The organism is Saccharothrix sp. 6-C, from assembly GCF_016695385.1.
GTDB lineage: Bacteria > Actinomycetota > Actinomycetes > Mycobacteriales > Pseudonocardiaceae > Actinosynnema > Actinosynnema texasense.
Genome location: NZ_CP064192.1, coordinates 3,656,802 through 3,677,870 on the forward strand (window position 1 = coordinate 3,656,802; position 21,069 = coordinate 3,677,870).

Sequence of the window (21,069 nt, forward strand, 5' to 3'; positions counted from 1 at the left end):
GGAGGAAGGTGGTTGAACCTTTTCAGAACGCCTCTGGCCAGGTGAGCCGGCCCGTTCGGACCAATTGGGACGAGTCGGTGTGAATCGTTTCATCACTTGACGGCCGCCTAGTGGCAGTGCTGTCATGTGCCGGGCGAGGGCGTTACCCGGATTACGTCTGGGAGCGCTCCCAGAATCAGCGACGAAGGAGCAACGGTGCTCACCAACTCGTTCAGAGTGCGGGCGATCGCCGCCGCCACGGCGATCAGCGCACTGACCGGAGGCCTGCTGGTCGCCGGTGTGGCTTCGGCGGCCCCCGGCTGCGGGGTCGACTACGTGGTGCAGAACAAGTGGCAGGGCGGGTTCTCCGCGAACGTCACGATCAAGAACCTGGGCGACCCGGTCGACGGGTGGGCGTTGGCCTGGTCCTTCCCCGGCTCGGAGCGCTTCGGCCAGGGGTGGAACGCGACGTTCGCGGCCTCCGGCGCGAGCGTGACGGCGTCCAACGTGGACTGGAACCGGTCGATCCCGACCGGCGGCACGGCGTCGTTCGGCTTCAACGGCTCGACGACCGGTGACGTGGTCGGCGTGCCGACGACGTTCACGCTCAACGGCACCACCTGCACGGGCGGTGTCGACCCCACGACGACCACCGGCACGTCGACCACCACGAGTACCACGACGACCACGACCACCACCACGACGACGACCACCACGACTCCGGGGCCGGGGCCGTCCGACCCGACCGGCCGCAAGCAGGTCGAGCGGCTGGACCGCGGCGTGATCAGCGTCCGCTCCGGGTCCGGCAACCTGGTGAGCTGGCGCCTGCTGGGCGGCGACCCGCAGAACGTGGCGTTCAACGTGTACCGGGGCGGGACCAAGGTCAACGCCTCGCCCATCACGGCCTCGACGAACTACCTGGACGGCGGTGCGGCGGCGGACGCCTCCTACACCGTGCGCGCCGTGGTCGACGGGTCCGAGCAGGCGGCCTCCCCGGCGTCGCTCGGGTTCGGCTCCGGCTACCGGGACGTGCCGATCCAGTCGCCGGGCTCCGGCTACGTGGCGAACGACGCGAGCGTCGGCGACCTGGACGGCGACGGCGACTACGAGTTCGTGCTGAAGTGGGACCCGGACAACGCGAAGGACAACTCGCAGTCGGGCGTGACCGGGAACGTCTTCATCGACGCCTACACGCTCCAGGGCACCCGCCTGTGGCGCATCGACCTGGGCCGCAACATCCGCGCCGGCGCGCACTACACCCAGTTCCAGGTCTACGACTACGACGGCGACGGCAAGGCCGAGGTCGCCATGAAGACCGCCGACGGCACGCGTGACGGCCGCGGCACGGTGATCGGCAACGCGAGCGCCGACTACCGCAACTCCGGCGGCTACGTGCTGACCGGGCCGGAGTTCCTGACCATGTTCAACGGTCAGACCGGCGCGGCGATGTCGACCGTGAACTACGACCCGCCGCGCGGCACCGTCTCCTCCTGGGGCGACAACTACGGCAACCGCGTCGACCGGTTCCTGGCGGGCACGGCCTACCTGGACGGCGCGCGTCCGTCGCTGATCATGGCCCGCGGCTACTACACGCGCGCGGTCATCGCGGCCTGGGACTTCCGCAACGGCGCGCTGACCAAGCGCTGGACCTTCGACTCCAACTCCTCGGGCAACTCCGGGTACGCGGGCCAGGGCAACCACTCGCTGACCGTCGGGGACGTGGACGCCGACGGCCGGGACGAGATCGTCTACGGCGCGGCCACGATCGACGACAACGGCCGGGGCCTGTGGACCACCGGGCTCGGGCACGGCGACGCCGCCCACCTGGGCGACTTCGACCCGTCCCGCCAGGGCCTGGAGTACTTCAAGGTCTCCGAGGACAGCTCCAAGCCCGGCTCCTGGTTCGCCGACGCCCGCACCGGAGCGCGGCTGTGGACCACCGCGAGCGGCGGCGACAACGGCCGCGGGGTGGCGGACGACATCTACGCGGGCAGCCCCGGCGCGGAGTCCTGGTCGGCCCAGGACGGCAGCCTGCGCAACCCCGCGGGCCAGAACGTCGGCCGCAAGCCGTCGTCGATGAACTTCCTGGTCTGGTGGGACGGCGACCCGACCCGCGAGCTGCTCGACCAGACCAGGATCGACAAGTACGGCACCGGCGGCGACACCCGCCTGCTCACCGGTTCCGGTGTGGCCTCGAACAACGGCACCAAGGCCACGCCCGCGCTGAGCGCCGACCTGTTCGGCGACTGGCGCGAGGAGGTCGTCTGGCGCACCTCGGACAACTCCGCGCTGCGGATCTACTCCACGCCCAACCAGACGGACCGGCGCATCCCCACGCTGATGCACGACACCATGTACCGCGTCGCCATCGCGTGGCAGAACACGGCCTACAACCAGCCGCCGCACCCGAGCTTCCACATCGGGAACGGCATGGCCACCCCGCCGTGGCCCGACGTGCACTACGCCGGGTGACGACCCGTCACTGATCACGCTCCGCAGCCGTGGCCTACCTCACCCAGGGTAGGCCATAGGCTTTTCGGGGGTGTTAACCGCCCGGTCAGCGGGTACTTGTCCGGGGATCGAGGGAGGTCACACCATGGGCAAGCACAGACTGGGCCAGACCGAAGGCCGTCAGTGGGGCGGTCCGGACCTGGTCAACGGCGCGGAGGACGCGCTGGGCCGGTCCGATGGCGAGCAGTCCGAGCAGTCCGCCGCGGAGCGCGCGGAGGACGACTAGAACGACACCTCGACATCCGGGTCCTCGCCGACCGAGCGCAGCGGGGTGACGGTCGGTCGTCCCCCGGCCAGCAGCGCCGCGTCGGTGCCGGGCTCCAGCTCGTCCTCGATCAGGATGGCGGCCAGCGCGATCGTGCCGTCGTCGCTGTCCTTGATCCGGGTGCGCACGGCGCCGAACTCGGCGAGCGCGGCCCGGGCCGGCGCCCCCACCTCGGCCCGGTCGGGCACGTTCAGGTTGAGCACCGCGCCCACCGGCAGGGCCGCGAGCCGGTCGAACAGCGTCGAAGCCACCGCGACGGCGGTGTCCCAGTGGTGCGGCTCGGTCAGCTCCAGCCCCACGTCGAGGGACACCGCCATGGCGCGCGCGCCGTTGACGGCGGCGGTCAGGGCCGCGCCGACGGTGCCGGAGTGCAGCACGGCGCGGCCGACGTTCGCCCCCCGGTTCACACCGGACAGCACGACGTCCGGCGGGTCGCCGAACGCGCCCTGGGACGCGACCAGCGCGATGAACGCGGGGTGCGCGGCGACCGCGTAAGCGGGCACGTCCGGCAGTCCCGGCAGCTCCCGCCGCTCGACCTGGACCCGCCGGTCGTCCTCGGCGGCGGTCAGGCCCGCGCTCGTGCCGCTGGACTCGCGGGCGGGCGCGGCGACCACGGTCGTCCAGCCGTGCGCCACCGCGCCGCGCGCCAGGGCGGCGAGCCCCGGCGAGTCGATCCCGTCGTCGTTGGTGATGAGCACCCTCATGCGTCCTCCCACGGGCGCAGCCGCACCCGGTCGACCAGGCCGCGCACCACGTCGCCGCTGCCGGTGCCGAGCCCGTGCCTGGTCACGTTCACCGTGCCCGCCGCCGCGCCCAGCTTCAACGACTCTTCCACGGAATGGCCGAGCGCGAGACCCGCGGCCAGCCCGGCGGTCATCGAGTCGCCGCCGCCGCGCGTGTCCACCGGGCTGAGGTCGGGTGTCTCCACGAGGTAGAGCGCGCCGTCGAGCCACGCCAGCGTCTCCTCGGCGGCCCGGGACACCACGACCGCGCTCGCGCCGGTCTCGGCGATCCGCCGGCAGCCCTCGACCAGGTCGGGCAGCGCGTCGGACTTCGCGAGCCCGTCGGACACCAGCTCCTCGTGGCTGACCTTGACCACCGTCGGACCGCCCGCGAGCGCGGCGGCCAGCCGGTCGCCGGACAGGTCCACGACGACGCGGCAGCCGTTGCCGCCGAGGTCCTTGGCGAGCCGCTCGTAGACCGAGTCGGGCACGGGGGTGTCCTTCGCGGCGGGTCCGCTCAGCACGGCGACGCCCGCGTCCAGCGCTTCGATGAGCATCATCTCGTACAGGTCGTCCAGCTCGTGGCGGGACAGCGCGTCGGCGGGCATCCGCACCAGCTGGTCGCGCCCGCCATCCCGCCGGTCGTGCACGTAACCGCCGTTGCGGGCGGCGACCTCGCGGACCTTCAGCTCGACCCCGATCAGGTTCCGCAGCACCTGACCGGTCTCACCGCCCAACGCCGAGCACAGCACCACCTCGGCCCCCAGGGACTCGATCATGCGCGAGATCCACACACCCTGTCCTCCGGCGTGGATGTGGATGTCGGGCGTGCCGTCCAACTCCTCCACCGTCACCGTCAACTCCGGCGACGGCGCGAACACCGCTACTCGATCGGGCATAACGGACATCTACCCGATTCCGCCGTGATCGAACCACGGCGGCGGCTCCTCCGGCCCGCGTCACATCGGCGGCAACCGCGGCTCGGCGAGCCAGGAGCGGAAGTGCGCGGTCAGCGGTTCGGGGGTGTGGCGTTGGGCGAGGGCCACGAAGTCGCTCGTCGTCGCGGCGCCGTGCCGGTGGGTCGCGGTCCACTCGCGCAGGACCCCGAAGAACGCCGCGTCGCCGAGGCGGGCCCGCAGGCCGTGCACGGTCAGCGCGCCCCGCTGGTAGACCCGGTCGTCGAACAGGTTCGCCACACCGGGGTCGCCGATCCGGAGGTCCTGCGGCAGCCGGGCCAGGCGGGCGTGCGCGCGGGCGGCGTGCGCCTGGGCGGCGGGGCCGCCGGACCGCTCGGACCACAGCCACTCCGCGTAGCAGGCGAAACCCTCGTTGAGCCAGATGTCGCGCCAGTCGGCCAGGCCCACGCTGTTGCCGAACCACTGGTGCGCCAGCTCGTGCGCGACCAGCCGCTCGTGCCCGCGCCGCCCGTCCACGTGGTTGGCGCCGAACACCGACATGCCCTGCGCCTCGACCGGCACCTCCAGCTCGTCGTCGGTCACCACGACCTGGTACGTCCGGAACGGGTAGGGGCCGAACAGCTCCTCGAACACGGCCATCATCCGCGGCTGGCGGGCGAAGTCGTGCTTCGCGGCGCGCAGCAGCCGTGCGGGCACGGCCACGTCCTGGCCCACGGCCAGCGGCAGCCGCTCGTACAGGCCGATCTGCACCGACGCCAGGTAGGTCGCCATCGGCTCGGCCTGCTCGTAGACCCACGTCGTGCTGCTGCCGCCCGTGCGCCGCTCGACCGGCACCCCGTTCGCCAGCACCGCGTACGGCGACGGCGCGGTGACGGAGACCCGGTAGGTCGCCTTGTCCCGCACCAGGTCGTTGCACGGGAACCAGGACGGCGCGCCGATGGGCTGGCTCGCCACCAGCGCGCCGTCGGTGAGCTGGTCCCAGCCGAGCTCGCCCCAGTGCCGGGAGCGGACCGGGCGGGCCACGCCCGAGTAGCGCACCTCGACGGTGAACGGCCCGTCCACCGGGCGCGAGGGCCGCACGCGCAGCTTGCCGCCGCCGTGCACGTGCCGGGCGGGCCGGCCGTCCACCAGCACCCGGCTGACGGTCAGCGTGCCGAAGTCCAGCACCACCCGCGCGCACGGGCCGGTCGCGACGGCCGACAGCGTCGCCCGACCGGCCAGCCGCCCGGTGTGCGGCTTGTAGTCCAGCTCCAGGTCGTAGTGCGCGACCCGGTAGCCGCCGTCACCGTGGTCGGCCAGGTAGGGGGCGGTCATCGCCAGGAGGAGATCGGGTTGCCCAGCCAGCGCGTGCCCTCGGGCACGTGCTCGCCGCGCATCACCAACGACGCCGGGCCCACCGCCGCGTGCGCGCCGACCGTCGCGCCCGGCAGCACGATCCCGTGCGGGCCGAGGGTCGCCCCCTCCGCCAGCTCCACCCGGTCCATGCGGAGGATCCGGTCGTGGAACAGGTGGGTCTGCACCACGCACCCCCGGTTCACCGTCGCGCCGTCACCCAACCTGACCAGGTCCGACTCCGGGAACCAGTACGACTCGACCCACGTGCCGCGCCCGATCCGCGCGCCGAGCGACCGCAGCCACACCGCCATCACCGGCGACCCGCCGGCCCGGCCGACCAGCCACGGCACCGCCAGCACCTCGACGAACGTGTCCGCCAGCTCGTTGCGCCACACGAACCCGCTCCACAACGGGTGCTCCCGCGCCCGGAACCGGCCCACCAGCAGCCACTTCGCCGCCGCCGACACCGCGCACGCCAGCACACCCGCCGCGAGCAGCACCGGCCCGGCGAGCAGCGGTCCCAGCTCGCGGATCGCGAACAGCACGCCGACGACCAGCGCCACGTGGCACATCACCGGCACGACCCGGCACAGCTCGACCAGCGCACGCGCCACGACCAGGCGTCGCGGCGGGTCGAACGTCCGGCTCTGGTCACCCCGCTCCGCCGCGCGCGGCAGCTTCATCGGCGGCATGCCCAGGTACGAGCTGCCCGCCTTGGCGTGCTTCGGCGTCGAGGACAGCACACCCACCAGGCCGCGGTTCGGCACCGAACGGCCCGGCGCGGTCATGCCCGAGTTGCCCAGGAACGCGCGCTTGCCGACCCGCGCGGCGGCGATGCGCAACCAACCGCCGCCCAGCTCGTAGGTGGCGACCATGGTGTCGTCGGCGAGGAACGCGCCGTCGCCGATCGTGGTCATCCTCGGCAGCGCGAGTACGGTCGACGCCTCGACCCGCCGGCCGACCTTCATCCCGAGCGCGCGCAGCCACACCGGCGTGAGCAGGCTCGCGTACAGCGGGAACAGCACGACCCGGGCGGTGTTCATCAGCCGTTCCGTGGTCCACGCCTGCCAGGCGATCCGGCTGTGCACCGGGTACGTGCCCGCCCGCAACCCGATCCCGAGCAGCCGGACGGACACCAGCACCAGCAGCGCGTAGGAGCCCAGCCACGCGACCGTCGCCAACGGCACCGCGAGCATCGCCGAACCCGGCGTCACCGGCTCGCGCGTGATCAGCAGCACCGGGAGCACCGCCGCCGCCACCGGCAGCAGGCCCAGCGCGGACGTCGTCGCCGCGTAGACCAGCTTCCACCACGCCGACCGGGGCGGACGGGGTCCCGGACGGGCCGCCTTGCCGTGCCGCTGCGCCGGGACGCCGGCCCAGCGCTGCCCCGTCGGCACCGAGCCGGTCACCCCCGAACCGGGCGCGACCTCCGCCCGCTTGCCGACCCGGGCGCCGGGGAACAGGGTGCTGCGGGCGCCGACCACCGCGCCCGCGCCGACCCGCAGCCGGCCGACGTGCAGCCGGTCGCCGTCCACCCAGTGCCCGGACAGGTCCACCTCGGGCTCGATCGCGCAGCCCTTGCCGAGCTTGAGCAGACCGGTCACCGGCGGCGCGGAGTGCAGGTCCACGTCCGGGCCGACCCGCACGCCCAGCGCGCGGGCGTAGTGCGTGAGCCAGGACCCGGCCAGGTCGGTCGCGCCGCTGAACTCGGCGAGCCGTTCGGCGGTCCACACCCGCAGGTGCACGCCGCCGCCGCGGGGGTAGGTGCCGGGGCGCAGGCCGCGCAGCAGCAGCCGCGCGCCGCCCGCCGCGATCAGGACCTTGCCGGGCGGACTCACGAATGCCAGCCACCCCGCGGCGATCCACCACCACGACACGGGCGTGGTGAAGCCGACGACGTTGCCGACCGCCGCCAACCCCACCGACCACCGCAGGCCCACCAGGCTCATCAGCGGCACCAGCAGCAGCGACTGGAGCAGGCCGGTCCGCTGCGGCGTCGGCGCGACCTCGCGCGTGACGCCCTGGTGGCCGCCCAGCTCGTCCAGCCGCGCGGCCAACGCGCGCAGCGTGGGGTGCTGGTAGACGTCGTTGACCGAACCGCTGGGGTAGCGGGTCCGGATCGTGGAGACCAGCTGGGCGGCGGCGAGGCTGCCGCCGCCGTGGGCGAAGAAGTCCGCGTCGGGGCCGGCGACCCGGGAACCCAGCAGCTCCGACCACCGCTCGGCCAGCCACCGCTCGGTGCCCGTGAGGGTCCCGGCCGGCGCCGCGACGTCCAGCCCCGGCAGCGGCCACGGCAACGCGGCCCGGTCCACCTTGCCGGACGTGCGGGTGGGCAGGGTGTCGACGGCGGCCAGCAGCGGCACGAGCGCCGCGGGCAACGCGGTCCGCAGCCGGGCCGTCGCGTCGGCCTGGTCGAAGCCCTCGCCCGCGACCACGTACCCGACCAGCACCTGGTTGCCCGCCTTGGTGGTGCGCACGGCCGCGGCGGCGCCCGCGACCGACGGCAGCGCCTGGAGCGCCGCGTCGACCTCGCCGAGCTCGATCCGCCGGCCGCCCAGCTTGACCTGCTCGTCGGCCCGGCCGAGGAACAGCAGGCCCTCCGGCTCGGCGCGGACGAGGTCGCCGCTGCGGTAGGCGCGGTCCCAGCCCAGGGCGGGCAGCGGCGCGAACTTCTCGGCGTCCTTGGCGGGGTCGAGGTAGCGGGCCAGGCCGACGCCGCCGATGACCAGCTCGCCGGAGCCGCCCATCGGCACGGGCGTGCCGGCCGCGTCCACCACGGCCAGCTCCCAGCCGTCCAGGGGCAGCCCGATGCGCACCGGGCCGACACCGGTCAGCCGCGCCGCGCAGGCCACGACGGTCGCCTCGGTCGGGCCGTAGGTGTTCCACACCTCGCGGCCGTCGACGGCGAGCCGCTCGGCCAGCTCCGGCGGGCACGCCTCGCCGCCGAAGACGAGCAGGCGGACGTCGTCCAAGGCGTCCACCGGCCACAACGCGGCCAGCGTCGGCACCGTGGACACGACCGTGACCTCGCGCTCGACCAGCCACGGCCCCAGGTCGAACCCCGTGCGGACCAGGGCCCGCGGCGCCGGGACCAGGCAGGCGCCGTGGCGCCAGGCCAGCCACATCTCCTCGCACGAGGCGTCGAAGGCCACGGACAGGCCCGCGAGCACGCGGTCGTCCGGGCCGATCGGGTCGTCCGGGAGGAACAGGCGGGCCTCGGCGTCCACGAACGCGGCGGCGGCCCGGTGCGAGACCGCGACGCCCTTCGGCTTGCCCGTGGAACCGGACGTGAAGATGATCCACGCGTCGTCGTCCGGACCGGGAGCGCCGACCAGCCCCAGGGGCGTGCCGCGCAGCTCCAGGTCGCCCGTGACGACCGCGCACACGTCGGCTTCGCCGAACACCAGCTCGGCCCGCTCGTCCGGGTCGTCGGCGTCGACGGGCACGTACGCGGCGCCGGCCGTGAGCACCGCCAGCACCGCCACGTACAGGTCCGCGGTCCCGGACGGCACCCTGATGCCGACCCGGTCGCCGGGCCCGATGCCGGCCGCCGCCAGCTCACGGCTCCGCGCGTCCACCTCGTCGAGGAGCTCCCGGTAGGTCAACGACGTCGTGCCGTCGTCCAGCGCGGGGGAGTGCGGGTGCCGGCGCGCGGTGTCGGCCAGGATCGCGACGAGGGTGCGCTCAGGCGCGGCGGCGCCGGCGCGGAACAACGCCGGCGGGTCGGTCAGCGTGGGGAAGGCGGTATCGGGGGCGATGGTCACCGACGGGCACCGATGGGGCGAAGTCGCACTGTGAAGTCCTCCAAGAAAACGCCGACCTGCGACTTTACCGGTGATTCACGCCCCCGTCGCGCCGCTGTGACCGCGAGTGGGTGGCATCACATCCAGCCACGGCACCGATCCGCGCATGATCGCTCCACAGTGGACGATCCGGGATCCCTTGCCCGTCAACGGCTGTCGGCCGCGCCCGCGGGCTGTCCCGCTCCGGCTCCGCGGCTGACGGCGACGACTGCCCGAGCGCGGTCATCCGGCTCCGGTCACGGCTGACCGCGAGTCCCCGGCCACCGACCCGACCGTCGCGCCCGACAGCGTTACGGGGTACCGGACGGTGCCGGAAATCTGGCGGATCGCGTCGACTCGCCCTCCGTCCGTGGTCCGAATGGGCCATCGGTTTTGCAATAGGTGACGGCGGGTAGTCCGCGGTCCCGACCGGCGACTATCAAACGTGTGAGCGAGGCAGACGATGGCGTCGTTTTCCCCTGTGCTGTGGTCTGCGGATCCCGGCGTGCCCGGTGTGCCGACAGTCGGCGTGGAGGAGGAGTTCCTGCTGGCGGACCTGTCCACCGGGCACCTGCTCCCGATCAGCGCCCACGTCGTCGAGGTGGCCGGCGATCTGGGCGGTGCGCTGGAGCTGGAGCTGACCAGGGCGCAGGTGGAGATCAACACGCCGGTGTGCCGGACCATGGCGGAGGTGCGGGAGCAGCTGACGTTCCTGCGCTCCACCGCCGCCGAGGCGGCGTCGCGGTGTGGCGGCAACCTGCTCGCGGTGGGCACCGCCCTGGCCGATGACGCGCCGGGGCCGCCGATCACCGACGACCCCCGGTACCACCGGATCAACAACGCGTACGGGCAGCTCGCGCCCGAGAACGTCGTGTGCGGGTGCCACGTCCACGTCGAGGTGCCCGACCGGGAGACCGCGGTCCAGGTCTGCAACCACGTCCGGCCGTGGCTCCCGGTGCTGCTGGCGCTCACCGCAAACTCGCCGATCCACCACGGCGTCGACACCGACTACGCCAGTTGGCGGTCGGTGATCGTCGGCCGCTGGCCGTGCGCGGGCGCCCCGCCGTACTTCGAGTCGCTCGCGCACTACGAGTCCGCCGTGGACATGGCCGTCGGCTCCGGCAGCGTGCTCGACGAGAAGATGGTCTACTGGGACATCCGCCCCTCTTCGCACCTGCCCACCGTGGAGGTGCGGGTGAGCGACGTGCAGTCCACTGTGGATGAAGCCGTGCTGTTCGCCGCTCTGGTGCGGGGGTTGGTGATGGTCTCGTTGCAGTCCATCCAGGACGGCGTCGAGGCTCCTCGGGTCAGCGATGACGCGCTGCGCATGGCCTACTGGCGCGCCGCGCGTGATGGGCTGGACGGCGTGGGCGTCGACCTGGAGACCACCCGGCCCGTTCCGGCCGTCGACCTGCTGCGCCGCCTGCTGCGCCACGTCGAACCCGCGCTGACCACCACGGGTGAGCTGCGGGCCGTGCAGACCCTCGTGGACGAGTTGATCGCCAACGGCAACGGCGCGAGCCGGCAGCGGCGGGTCTTCCGCCGCGACCACGCCCTGACCGACGTCGTGGCACTGGTCGCCCAGCACGCCGAGCACGACCGGTCACCGGACACCGTCGCCTGACCACGTCGGGCCTGACCACGTCGGGGAGGGGCCGCTTCCCGCTGATGATCGAACCACCCGGCCGCCGTCGGGTTTGAGGCGGCCGCTCCCGTGGTACCGAGCAAGACCATCGCTGTTCCGCTTCGGAGGGTGCTCATGCAGATCCAGGTCAACACCGACCACAACATCCACGGTGGCGAAGGACTGGCCACCTATGTGACCACCGACCTGGAGAGCAGCCTGTCCCGGTTCAGCGGATGGTTGACCCGGGTGGAGGTGCACCTCAGCGAGGACGGGGGCAGCAAGCCGGAGGACAAGAAGTGCGTCATCGAGGCGCGGCCCGGGGGCAAGCAGCCGGTCGCGGTGACCCACCACGCGACCACCGTGGACGACGCGTACGCCGGGGCGGCCCACAAGCTGGGGAGGGTGCTGGATTCCCGGTACAGCCGCGCCCACGACCACAAGGGCAGCGACAGCATCCGCCACATGCCCCCTCCGGAAGACCCGGAGCAGGTCGGCGTGATCGAGACGAGCCTGGACGCCGATGGCGGCGACGCGGAGCCCCGCGCGATCTGACCGACGACGGCCGAACCCGTCGTGCCGCGCCGGGTCGACTGCCGCCGAAGTCCGCGACCGACGCGGACGGCGGACCGTCGACCCGGCCGGTCCGCGCCGTTGAGGGTCGAGCGCGGAGGTCCGTCTTGGCGGGCCGGGATGAAGGGTTCGCGAGCGGCACCGGCGGGCCGCCCGTCCGGGCGAGCACCTACTCGTCCTCGCCCCAGGCGCCGACGACCGCGAGCGCTGCCTCGCCCTCGTCGAAGGCCGAGAACAGGTCCGGCTCCGTCGCAGGCCCCTCCCGCAGCAGCAGGACCACCGGTTGGTTCCCGTCCTCGGTGGCGGGGTCGAAGTCCGTGGTGATCTCCCGGCGCAGCAGGAGCACGCCGCCGTCCACCAGCGGGGCGCCGCGCAGGTGCGCCGCGGCTTCGGCGAGGTCCTCCCGGTACTCGCGCACCATGTGGTCGTACACCTCGGGCGAGGTCAGCAGGAGCACGGCCAACCGGTCGGCGGTGCGCTCGTAGCGCACCCCGAGGTCGAAGGGGAGCAGGTAGAACACCCCTTCCTCCCCTTCGTGGCCCCGGTCCAGCAGCATGTCCACCACGCGCCGGCCGGGGTCGTCCGAGGAGGGGTCGATCCCGACGAGGACCAGCTCGGCCTCGTCCTCCTCGCCGTCCTCCAGCGCCGGCACGACGGTGATCCACATCTGTTCCGCGTCACCCATGCCGGTGATCCAAGCCCAAGCCCTCGTCCCGGTCCAATGGCGAGCGCGGCCGACGGCCGGCTCCGAGCGGGAGGTCGAGCCCCGGGCGTGGGAACCGGGCCCGGACGGCCTCACCGCCTCGGCCGTGCCGGGCACGGGCACCTTCCTCACCCCGACGCGGCTCGCCGACCCGTTCGACGGCAGTCGACCCGGCGGCACGTCGACGGTGACCGCCCGGTCACCCGCCCTGCCCGCCGGTGAGCAGTTCGAGGAGGCTCCCGGGCGTGTCGGCGCCGAAGCAGGTCTCGAAGTCGCGGGGCGCTTCGACGGCCTCCGCGGTGCTGCGGGGGAAGAGCGCCTGCTCGTACTGCGCGAGCGCGGCCTCGACGTCGTCGGGGTGGGCGGCGAGGGCCCTGCCGAGCTCGGCGCCGTCGAGCATGGCCAGGTTGGCGCCTTCGCCGTTCGGGGGCATGAGGTGGGCGGCGTCGCCGAGGAGCGTCACGCCGGGCACCCGGTCCCACCGGTGCCCGGCCGGCAGGGCGTGCAGGGCGCGCGGGACCGGCGGGGTGTCCCCGTCGGTGATCAGCGCGGTGAGCTCCGGCGCCCACCCGTCGAACTCGGCGGCCACCCGCGCGGTGGCGGCGGCGGTGTCGGTGAAGTCGATGCCGTCGAGCCACTCCCGGGGCTTGGTGAGCGCCACGTAGGTGTGCAGGACGCCGCCGGCCTCGCGGTGGGCCATGATCCCCTTGCCCGGCACGAGCGCGTACATCGCGCCGTCGCCGACGGCCTTCGCGCAGGCGGGGTGGCGCCGGTCGGCGTCGAACAGGTACGTCTCGACGAAGGACGTGCCGACGTACTCGGGCTCGGCGTCGGACAGCAGCGGGCGCACGCGGGACCACGCGCCGTCCGCGCCGACCAGCAGGTCGGTCGTCGCGGTCGAGCCGTCGGCGAACGCCAGTTCGTGCCGGCCGTCGCCGACCGCCCGGACCTCGGTGACCTTGCGCCCCCACCGGACCGTGCCGGGCGGGAGCGAGTCGAGCAGGATGCGCCGCAGGTCGCCGCGGAGCACCTCGGGTCGGGCGCCGGCGCCGTCGTCGGGGTGGTCGAGCAGGACGGTCGCGTCCGGGGCGAGGACCCGCGCGGCCTCGGCCCCCTGGTGGACGTGGGCGAGGAACTCGCCGACCAGGCCGGCCTCCTCGAGCGCGAGCTGACCGTTGTGCTCGTGGATGTCGAGCCGGCCGCCCTGGCCGCGGACGTCCGCCGAGGCGTCGGCTTCGCAGACGGTCGCCGGGATGCCGTGGACGTGCAGGACGCGGGCGAGCGTCAGCCCGCCGAGGCCCGCGCCGACGATCGTGACCGAGGTGGCCATGCGGTGGATCCTTCGCTGCCGGGGAGTGTCTGGAACGGTGTTCCAGACACCTAGGCTGGAACACCGTTCCAGATATGTCAAGATGAGGCGCATGACCACCAGGCCGCGGCACCCGGAGCGGCGCGAGGACGCGCTCTCCCGGGAGCGCATCGTCGGCGCCGCCGTCGAGCTGCTCGATGACAAGGGCGAGAGCGGGTTGACCTTCCGCGCGCTCGCCGCGCAGCTGGAGACCGGGCCCGGGGCGATCTACTGGCACGTGGCCAACAAGAACGAGCTGCTCGCCGCCGCCACGGCCGCCGTCCTCGCCCCCGTGATGAGCGCCGAGGTCACCGGGACGCCGCAGGAGGTGATCCGGGCGGTCACGGTCGGCGTGTTCGACGCGATCGAGGCGCACCCCTGGGTCGGCGCCCAGCTCTCCGCCAACCCCACCCAGCCGACCGTGCTGCGCATCTTCGAGCGCATCGGGCAGCAGGTCCGGGCGCTCGGCGTCCCCCCGTCCGCCCGGTTCACCGCGGCGTCCTCGGTGCTGCACTTCGTCCTCGGTGTCGGCGGCCAGAACGCCGCACTGGCCCGGACGCTGCGGGGGACCACGAACCGGAGCGACCACCTGGCGGCGGTGTCGGCCGAGTGGGCGGACCTGGACCCCGACGAGTTCCCGTTCACCCGCGCCGTCGCGGACGAGCTGCGCGACCACGACGACCGCGCGCAGTTCCTCGACGGCGTCGACCTGATCCTGGCCGGCATCGCGCGGCTCCGGTGAGCACTCGCCAGGACCGAGGGCGGCGCGCCTCTCACGTCGCCTCCGGTTCCGCCGGAGGGCCGCAGCGGTGAGGGGCCGTCGGTGACGTGAAGTCGTGGAAGCCGAGTGGTCTCGTGTGGCCGCGGGTCCACTGTCGGCGGCCGTTCCGGCGATTTCCCGGTGGTTTCCACGACGCGCCGGCCGGAGCCGGCGGGCGGGCCGCCGGTCAGGCGCTGCGGCTCGGTCGTGGCACGACCCGCCGCCCGCCCGGGTAAACACCTTCCGCCACGACGAGCTGTTCGGCTGAGCGCCCGCCCCGACACCCCGCGCGACGGCGGTCGTCGGCCCGACCGGTCACGGGGGTGCGGTCGGTTCGATCAGGAACACCTGGTCGGACGTGGCGGAGCAGGGGGTCTGGACGATCTCGGCGCCGGCGGAGGTGGCCCGGTCGCGTGGGCCGAGGCACAGGTCCGTGGCGACGGGGCGGATGCGGACGTCCGTCGCGCCCGGCGGACCGGCCGGTTCGATCCGGAACCGCTGCGCCGGGTCGTCGTCGGCGCACTCGTGGCGTGGTTCGAGCACGTCGCGGTCCGGTCCGCCGAGCAGGACCGCGAGGCACCTGATGCCGTGCCGCGGGTGGTGCCACTGGATCTGCACGACGTCCGCGCCGAGCGGCTCGATGAACGCGTACGGGAGGGGCGCGTCCGCGCAGGAACCCTGGACGGCGACGGCCCCGGCGCGGTGGTCGGCGCGGCCCTCGGTGAGGCACAGCTCGGGCGTCCGCGCGGGGTGGACGCGCGCCCAGCTGCCCACCGGCCGGATGGTCAGTCCCACCACCGGTGACGCGGACGGCGAGGCCGGCGCGGACCGGTCGACCACCGCGTCGACGGCCACCGTGCCCACGACGCCGACGAAGGTGGCCGCGAGCAGGCTCGCCGCGCGACGCCATCGCGGAGCACGCGACCGGACCGGTGCGCCGAGCGCCGGGGCCGGCTCGTCCTCGTCGTCCTCGTCGGTGGCCCGGATGGCGATGTCGCGCCGGGTTTTCAGCCACAGCAGCACTTCGTCGTCCCCGAGGCCGCAGGCGCGGGTGAAGGTGTCGACGAAGTGCTCCCTGGGCAACGTGGCGCGGCCGAGCGTGGTCGCGATCGTGCTGGGCGGCAACCGGTCCTGGTGCGCCGCGGTCTTGCCCTCCAACTGTCGGTAGGTCAGCCCCGACCACATCCGCAACGCGCGCAGTGCCGTGGTGAACTCGGCTGCGGTGGTGGCCTCGGTCGGCTGCGGTGCTGCCAACGGCGACTCTGCTGAGCCGCCCCCTCCGTGGCTCATGGCTCCAGCATGGTGGTCCAGTCCACGTGGGGGCGACCGCCGATCCAGCGGGCGGCGTTGGGCTGTTCGGGTGCGTTCGTGAACGGCGTGGGCTACGTTCCGAACAGGCCTCGAACGGCGATCGCCCCGGTGAACGAATCCGAACAGCGCTGTGCCTTGTTCACCTGCTTCGCGCCGCCTTAGAACTCCTAACGCAATGAGTGGTGGCGTTGGAGGCGTCGCCAGCAGATGATCGAGCAGGCGATGCTGAGGAAGGCCTCGTGGATGTCGTCGCGGATCTCCCAGCGGACGCGCAGGCGGCGGAACCAGTGCAGCAGCGCGAGGGTCTGTTCGACCACCCAGCGGTGGACGCCCAGACCCGAGCCGTGTTCGACCCCGCGGCGGGCGATGACCGGCCGGATGCCCTGGGCGCGGAGTTGGCGGCGGTACTTGTCGTGGTCGTAGGCCCGGTCGGCGAACAACCGGCCGGGCCTACGCCGCGGTCGTCCCACCCGTCCACGCACGGGCGGGACGGCGTGGACCAGCGGCATCAACTGGGTGATGTCGTTACGGTTCGCGCCGGTCAACGTCACCGCCAAGGGCACGCCGCCGCCGTCGGTGATCACGTGGTGCTTGGAGCCCGCCCGGGCACGGTCGACCGGGCTCGGCCCGGTTTTGGGCCGCCCTTCACCGCCCTGATCGACGAGGAGTCCACCACCGCCCGAGACCAGTCCAACGCCCCCGCGGCCTGCAACCTCGCCAACAGCAGCTCGTGCAGCCGGGACCACACCCCTGCGGCGTTCCAGTCCCGCAACCGCCGCCAACACGTCATGCCCGACCCGTAGCCCAGCTCCTGGGGCAGGAACTCCCACTGGATGCCCGTGTAGAGCACGAACAGGATGCCGCACAACGCCTTGCGATCGTCCAACCGCCTACGACCGGGATACCGGAACCGCCGCTCGACCTTCGGCAACAGCGGTTCGATCAACTCCCACAGCTCGTCCTCGACCTCCCACGGCCGACGCCGGGCCACACCAACCTCCCACCGGACCAACACCACATCCGACAAGATCACAGCATACCCAAGATCATTCTGTTAGGAGTTCTTACTCTCGACGAGTTTCTGCTGCCGGTCCGCCCGGGGTCATTCCGCGGACTGCGCCTCATTGCGCCATCGGCTTTCGTCTGGACAAGGAGCACTCATGGGCAAGATCGCCGTCCTCACCAACGACCTCCAGGGCGATGTGGTTTACCTGACCCCCGAGCGGACCGCGGTGATCGCCGACGCGCAGCCCCACTACACGGCTTTCCTGGACGAGATGCGGCGCCGCGGTCACACCGTCTACCACCTGCAGTTGATCAACCTGCCCGACGACCCCAACGCGAACCGCAAAGCCGACGGGACCCTGCCGCTGCAGCGCGGCACCGAGGGCGCGGAAATCCTGCCCGCCTTCCTCGCGGACGGCGACGTGGTGGTGGAGAAGAACAAGGACAGCGGTTTCTACGAGACCGAGATGCACGACCTGCTTCAGGCCGCCGGCGTCGACACCGTCGTGGTCACCGGCCTGCAGACCCAGATCTGCGTGCAGACGACCGCCGCCGACGCCTTCTTCCGCGGCTACAACGTGTGGGTCCCCTCCGACTGCGTCGTCTCCGACAACCCGGCCGACCGGGACCGCTCGCTCACCTGGCTCAGCGGGTACTGCGCCACGGTCGCCGACTCGTCGGAAATCCTGGAAACCCTCGACACCAAGGGTGAACTGCCCCGCAGGATCGTCAAGACGCTGCCCTGACGACCGGCCGTCCCGATTCCGCGCACCACGATCCCGGGGAATCCGCGAATTCATTCCGCGCGCACCCGGAAAGGGAGGAATTTCGATGGCAAGGTCGGTCACCGGACCGGACGAGGTCGTTCTCGACCACGGCAGCGGGGCCAAGCTCAGCCATGAGCTGGTCTCCCTCATCGTCGACACGCTCGGCGACGTCTACATCGGCGAGATGGAGGACAGCGCCATGTTGTCCGTCCCCGTCGGGCGGATCGCGATGACCACCGACTCGTTCGTGGTCGACCCGCCGTTCTTCGGCAACGGCGACATCGGCAAGATCGCGGTCTGCGGCACGGTCAACGACCTCGCGGTGGTCGGCGCGCGTCCGCTCTACCTCACCCTCGGGATGATCCTGGAGACCGGGCTCCCGATCTCCCGGTTGCTCCGGGTGGTCGCCTCGATCCGGGAGGCGGCCCTCGAAGCGGGCGTCCAGATCGTCTGCGGCGACACCAAGGTGGTCCGCAAGGGCGAGGTCGACCAGATCTACCTGAACACCGCCGGCATCGGCGTCTTCGAGCGGGAACCGCTGCGGATGCGCGACGTGCGGCCCGGCGACCGGGTGATCCTCAGCGGGTCGATCGGCAACCACACCGTGCACCTGCTGTCGATCCGGGAAGGCCTCGGTTTCGAACAGCGCGTGCTCAGCGACTGCGCGCCGCTGAACGGGCTGCTGGAGGAGCTGTTGGCGGCGACGGCCGCGGGCGCGGTGCGCTCGGTCCGCGACGTCACCCGGGGCGGTCTGGCCGCCGTCCTGCACGAGTACGCGCAGGCGTCCGGGCTCACGATCAGGGTCGAGCAGGACCGCCTGCCCATCCAGTTCGAGACCGTGATGGCCACGGACATGTTGGGGATCAACGCGATCCACGCCGCCAACGAGGGCTGCCTGTGCCTGTTCGTCGCACCGGAGGCCGAGCAGGAGGTGCTGGCCGCGCTGCGCTCGCACCGGTACGGCGGTGACGCGGTCGCGATCGGCGAGGTGACCGCGACCGCCGAGCCGGTGGTGCTGATGCGCGACGGCGACGGGCGTGACTCCGTGATCGAGGAGCTCCAGGGCTCCGAGCTGCCGCGCCTGTGCTGAGCGCGGGAGGGGGCGGCGTGCCGGACGGCGGTCCGCGGATCCGGCGGCGCATCCGCGTGGTGGGCGTGGTCCAGGGCGTGGGCTACCGGCCGTTCGTGTACAAGCTGGCGCTGCGGCACGACCTGACCGGCTGGGTGCTCAACGACCCGGAGGGCGTCCTGGTCGAGGTCGCCGGCCGACCCGAGGAGGTGCGCCGCTTCACCGAGGGCCTGAGCGGGCAGGCGCCACCTCAGGCCCGGGTCACGGGTGTGCGGGTGGAGGAGCTGCCCGCCGCCGCGGAGGCGGAGGGGTTCACCATCCGGGAGAGCCTGCACGGCGGACTGCGCACGACGGTCGTCCCCGCCGATTCCCACGTGTGCGCCGACTGCCTCGCCGAGCTGCGCGACCCGGCCGACCGCCGGTACCGCTACCCGTTCATCAACTGCACCAACTGCGGTCCGCGCTACTCCATCATCCGGGACCTGCCCTACGACCGGGCCGCGACCACCATGGCCGCCTTCACGATGTGCCGACCCTGCGCCGCCGAGTACGGCGACCCGCTGGACCGCCGCTACCACGCCCAGCCCAACGCGTGCGCCGACTGCGGCCCCCGGCTGCTGCTGGCCGGCCCCGACGGCGAGGTGGCCGGGGGAGGGGAAGCGCTCGCGGCGGTCACGGCCGCGCTCACCGAGGGCAGGATCGTCGCGGTCAAGAGCGTCGGCGGGTTCCACCTCGCCGTGGACGCCCGCAACGCCGAGGCCGTCGCCCGGCTGCGGGCCCGCAAGCGGCGCGACTCCAAGCCGTTCGCGGTCATGGCCCGCGACCTGGCGGAGGTCACCGGTTTCGCCGAGGTCCGCCCCGCCGAGGCGGACCTGCTGCTCTCCCCGGCCCGCCCGATCGTGCTGCTGCGCAAGCGGCCCGGCGGCCTGCCGGAGCAGATCGCGCCGCGCAACCCGAACCTCGGCGTGATGCTGCCGTCCGCGCCGCTGCACCACCTCCTGGTCGATCACACCGGCTTGGCCGCGCTGGTGATGACCAGCGGGAACATCTCCGGTTACCCGATCGTGCACCGCAACGAGGACGCGTTGGCGCAGCTGCCCGAGGTCGCCGACCTGATCCTCTACCACGACCGCGACATCGAGGTCCGGGTCGACGACTCGATCGTCCGCTACTCCGAGCACCCCGGCCTGGACGAGCCGGTCGTCAGCTTCATCCGCCGGTCCCGCGGCTACGCGCCGTACCCCGTGGAGGTCGGCGCCGACCTGGCGCCGCTGGTGGCCTACGGCGCGGAGCTGAAGACCACGGTGGCGTTGAGCGGCGGCTCCCAGGTCTACGTCAGCCAGCACATCGGCGACGTCAAGAACGACGAGACGTTCGTGGCGCACCGGGCGGCCGTCCAGCACCTGGCGGAGCTGCACCAGCTCCGGCCGCGGCACGCCGCCGTCGACCTGCACCCGCAGTTCCGCGCCACGCGCTTCGCGTTCGAGGAGCAGGGCAAGGCCTTCGAGCACGTCGTCCCGATCCAGCACCACCACGCGCACATGGCGTCCTGCATGGCCGACAACCGGCTGACCGGCCGGACGATCGGCGTCGTGTTCGACGGCACCGGGTACGGCCTGGACGGCACCATCTGGGGCGGCGAGTTCCTGCTGGGCGACTACCACGAAGCCCGCCGCGTCGCGCACCTGAGGACCGTGCCGCTGCTGGGCGGCGACAAGGCGGTCACCGAGCCGATCAGGACCGGTTTCGCGCTGGCCCTGGACGCGTTCGGGGAGACCTCGGCCGCGATCGGCGCCTTCCCGGTCCTGGAGGGTCTGGACGAGCAGCAGCGGCACGTGTTCGCCACCATGGCGCGGCGCGGGATCAACGCGCCGCCCGCCTCCAGCATGGGCCGGCTGTTCGACGGCGTCGCCGCCCTGCTGGCCATCACCACGCGCGCCGAGTACGAGGCGCACGGTCCCGTCGAGCTGGAAGGCCTGCTCGGACGCGACTTCACCATGGCGGAACGCGACGAGGGGTACCGCTTCGGCCTGCTGGAGCACGACGACGTCACCGAGATCGACCCGCGGCCACTGGTGCGCGCGCTCGCCGCGGACGTGGCCGCCGGCCTCGACACCGCGGTGATGAGCCGTCGTTTCCACACGGCCGTGGTCGACGTCGTCGTGGAGCGGTGCCGGGCGTTGCGCGCGGAGGGCACGGGACAGGTGGTGCTGTCCGGCGGTGTCTTCCTCAACGAGTTCCTGCTGGTCAACTGCCTGGTGGAGCTGCGCGCGGCGGGGTTCGACGCGTACTGCCACCGGCAGGTGCCGACCAACGACGGAGGCATCTCGCTCGGCCAGGTCGTGGTGGCCGACGCCCGGCTGGCGGGTGGCGAGCGGTGACCGCGCCCCTGGCCCGC

16 protein-coding genes are annotated in these 21,069 nt (G+C 73.0%); 8 read left to right on the top strand and 8 right to left on the bottom strand.

What is annotated here, in order from left to right; translation table 11 throughout:
* Positions 1 to 195 precede the first annotated feature (195 nt).
* The gene (locus tag IOD16_RS15625; RefSeq protein WP_201440639.1) at positions 196 to 2,451 is read left to right on the top strand and encodes a rhamnogalacturonan lyase family protein; all 2,256 of its coding nucleotides are present in this window, start codon (positions 196 to 198) and stop codon (positions 2,449 to 2,451) included.
* A 124-nt stretch (positions 2,452 to 2,575) separates the two neighbouring features.
* Positions 2,576 to 2,716, top strand: coding sequence for a hypothetical protein (locus IOD16_RS15630; RefSeq protein ID WP_170184920.1), 141 nt, complete (start codon positions 2,576 to 2,578; stop codon positions 2,714 to 2,716).
* Here IOD16_RS15630 and surE read toward each other — a convergent pair.
* The 4 genes from surE to IOD16_RS15650 are packed head-to-tail and all read right to left on the bottom strand — an operon-like array spanning position 2,713 to position 9,493.
* Entirely contained in the window at positions 2,713 to 3,459 is a 747-nt protein-coding gene (gene surE, locus IOD16_RS15635; RefSeq protein WP_201440640.1) for a 5'/3'-nucleotidase SurE, read from the bottom strand. The two genes, IOD16_RS15630 and surE, sit on opposite strands and share 4 nt — an antisense overlap.
* Positions 3,456 to 4,376: a PfkB family carbohydrate kinase gene (locus IOD16_RS15640; protein ID WP_123741430.1), complete on the bottom strand. Its 921-nt coding sequence runs from the start codon at positions 4,374 to 4,376 to the stop codon at positions 3,456 to 3,458. Before IOD16_RS15640 ends, surE begins: the two co-directional genes overlap by 4 nt.
* A gap of 60 nt (positions 4,377 to 4,436) precedes the next feature.
* Positions 4,437 to 5,708, bottom strand: coding sequence for a M1 family metallopeptidase (locus IOD16_RS15645; protein WP_201440641.1), 1,272 nt, complete (start codon positions 5,706 to 5,708; stop codon positions 4,437 to 4,439).
* Positions 5,705 to 9,493 carry a Pls/PosA family non-ribosomal peptide synthetase gene (locus IOD16_RS15650; RefSeq protein ID WP_201440642.1) on the bottom strand — a complete coding sequence of 1,263 codons (3,789 nt, stop codon included), beginning with the start codon at positions 9,491 to 9,493 and terminating at the stop codon, positions 5,705 to 5,707. The genes IOD16_RS15645 and IOD16_RS15650 overlap by 4 nt, the downstream gene beginning before the upstream one ends.
* 532 nt (positions 9,494 to 10,025) lie before the next feature.
* On the opposite strand from IOD16_RS15650, the gene IOD16_RS15655 reads away from it, so the two are divergent.
* Together IOD16_RS15655 and IOD16_RS15660 are read left to right on the top strand one after the other, a co-directional pair.
* Positions 10,026 to 11,135, top strand: a complete 1,110-nt coding sequence (locus tag IOD16_RS15655) for a carboxylate-amine ligase (RefSeq protein WP_236595008.1) — start codon at positions 10,026 to 10,028, stop codon at positions 11,133 to 11,135.
* 135 nt (positions 11,136 to 11,270) lie between these two features.
* Positions 11,271 to 11,690, top strand: coding sequence for an HPF/RaiA family ribosome-associated protein (locus IOD16_RS15660; protein WP_201441385.1), 420 nt, complete (start codon positions 11,271 to 11,273; stop codon positions 11,688 to 11,690).
* Positions 11,691 to 11,877: 187 nt separating this feature from the next.
* Here IOD16_RS15660 and IOD16_RS15665 read toward each other — a convergent pair whose 3' ends face one another.
* Together IOD16_RS15665 and IOD16_RS15670 are read right to left on the bottom strand one after the other, a co-directional pair.
* On the bottom strand, positions 11,878 to 12,393 hold the full coding sequence (locus tag IOD16_RS15665) for a hypothetical protein (RefSeq protein ID WP_201440644.1): 516 nt from the start codon (positions 12,391 to 12,393) through the stop codon (positions 11,878 to 11,880).
* A 217-nt stretch (positions 12,394 to 12,610) separates the two neighbouring features.
* Complete coding sequence (locus IOD16_RS15670) at positions 12,611 to 13,741, bottom strand: FAD-dependent oxidoreductase (protein WP_201440645.1); 1,131 nt, start codon at positions 13,739 to 13,741, stop codon at positions 12,611 to 12,613.
* A 91-nt stretch (positions 13,742 to 13,832) separates the two neighbouring features.
* On the opposite strand from IOD16_RS15670, the gene IOD16_RS15675 reads away from it, so the two are divergent.
* A complete protein-coding gene (locus IOD16_RS15675; protein WP_201440646.1) occupies positions 13,833 to 14,501 on the top strand; it encodes a TetR/AcrR family transcriptional regulator in 669 nt (222 codons plus the stop codon).
* A 333-nt stretch (positions 14,502 to 14,834) separates the two neighbouring features.
* On the opposite strand, the gene IOD16_RS15680 is transcribed toward IOD16_RS15675, so the two are convergent.
* On the bottom strand, positions 14,835 to 15,773 hold the full coding sequence (locus IOD16_RS15680; protein ID WP_201440647.1) for an XRE family transcriptional regulator: 939 nt from the start codon (positions 15,771 to 15,773) through the stop codon (positions 14,835 to 14,837).
* A gap of 224 nt (positions 15,774 to 15,997) precedes the next feature.
* Positions 15,998 to 16,821 (bottom strand): IS5 family transposase gene (locus IOD16_RS15685; protein WP_201441386.1). Its coding sequence is split into 2 segments (ribosomal slippage): positions 15,998 to 16,467 and positions 16,467 to 16,821, totalling 825 coding nucleotides; the frame shifts between segments, so codons are not numbered across the junction.
* 169 nt (positions 16,822 to 16,990) lie between these two features.
* Between IOD16_RS15685 and IOD16_RS15690 the strand changes: the two genes are divergently transcribed.
* From IOD16_RS15690 to hypF, 3 genes are all read left to right on the top strand, one after another.
* Positions 16,991 to 17,581, top strand: coding sequence for a cysteine hydrolase (locus IOD16_RS15690; RefSeq protein ID WP_201440648.1), 591 nt, complete (start codon positions 16,991 to 16,993; stop codon positions 17,579 to 17,581).
* Positions 17,582 to 17,666: 85 nt separating this feature from the next.
* Positions 17,667 to 18,692 (top strand): hydrogenase expression/formation protein HypE, encoded by a 1,026-nt coding sequence (hypE, locus tag IOD16_RS15695; protein WP_201440649.1) that lies wholly within the window; start codon positions 17,667 to 17,669, stop codon positions 18,690 to 18,692.
* Positions 18,693 to 18,709: 17 nt separating this feature from the next.
* The gene (hypF, locus tag IOD16_RS15700; protein ID WP_236595009.1) at positions 18,710 to 21,052 is read left to right on the top strand and encodes a carbamoyltransferase HypF; all 2,343 of its coding nucleotides are present in this window, start codon (positions 18,710 to 18,712) and stop codon (positions 21,050 to 21,052) included.
* Positions 21,053 to 21,069 lie beyond the last annotated feature (17 nt).

What these genes read in the sequence shown, in the direction of transcription:
- IOD16_RS15690 (WP_201440648.1), top strand. Translation starts at nt 16,991, where the DNA reads ATGGGCAAGATCGCCGTCCTCACCAACGACCTCCAGGGCGATGTGGTT.
- IOD16_RS15660 (WP_201441385.1), top strand. Translation starts at nt 11,271, where the DNA reads ATGCAGATCCAGGTCAACACCGACCACAACATCCACGGTGGCGAAGGA.
- surE (WP_201440640.1), bottom strand. Translation starts at nt 3,459, where the DNA reads ATGAGGGTGCTCATCACCAACGACGACGGGATCGACTCGCCGGGGCTC.
- IOD16_RS15665 (WP_201440644.1), bottom strand. Translation starts at nt 12,393, where the DNA reads ATGGGTGACGCGGAACAGATGTGGATCACCGTCGTGCCGGCGCTGGAG.
- IOD16_RS15675 (WP_201440646.1), top strand. Translation starts at nt 13,833, where the DNA reads ATGACCACCAGGCCGCGGCACCCGGAGCGGCGCGAGGACGCGCTCTCC.
- IOD16_RS15645 (WP_201440641.1), bottom strand. Translation starts at nt 5,708, where the DNA reads ATGACCGCCCCCTACCTGGCCGACCACGGTGACGGCGGCTACCGGGTC.
- IOD16_RS15630 (WP_170184920.1), top strand. Translation starts at nt 2,576, where the DNA reads ATGGGCAAGCACAGACTGGGCCAGACCGAAGGCCGTCAGTGGGGCGGT.
- IOD16_RS15670 (WP_201440645.1), bottom strand. Translation starts at nt 13,741, where the DNA reads ATGGCCACCTCGGTCACGATCGTCGGCGCGGGCCTCGGCGGGCTGACG.
- IOD16_RS15640 (WP_123741430.1), bottom strand. Translation starts at nt 4,376, where the DNA reads ATGCCCGATCGAGTAGCGGTGTTCGCGCCGTCGCCGGAGTTGACGGTG.
- hypE (WP_201440649.1), top strand. Translation starts at nt 17,667, where the DNA reads ATGGCAAGGTCGGTCACCGGACCGGACGAGGTCGTTCTCGACCACGGC.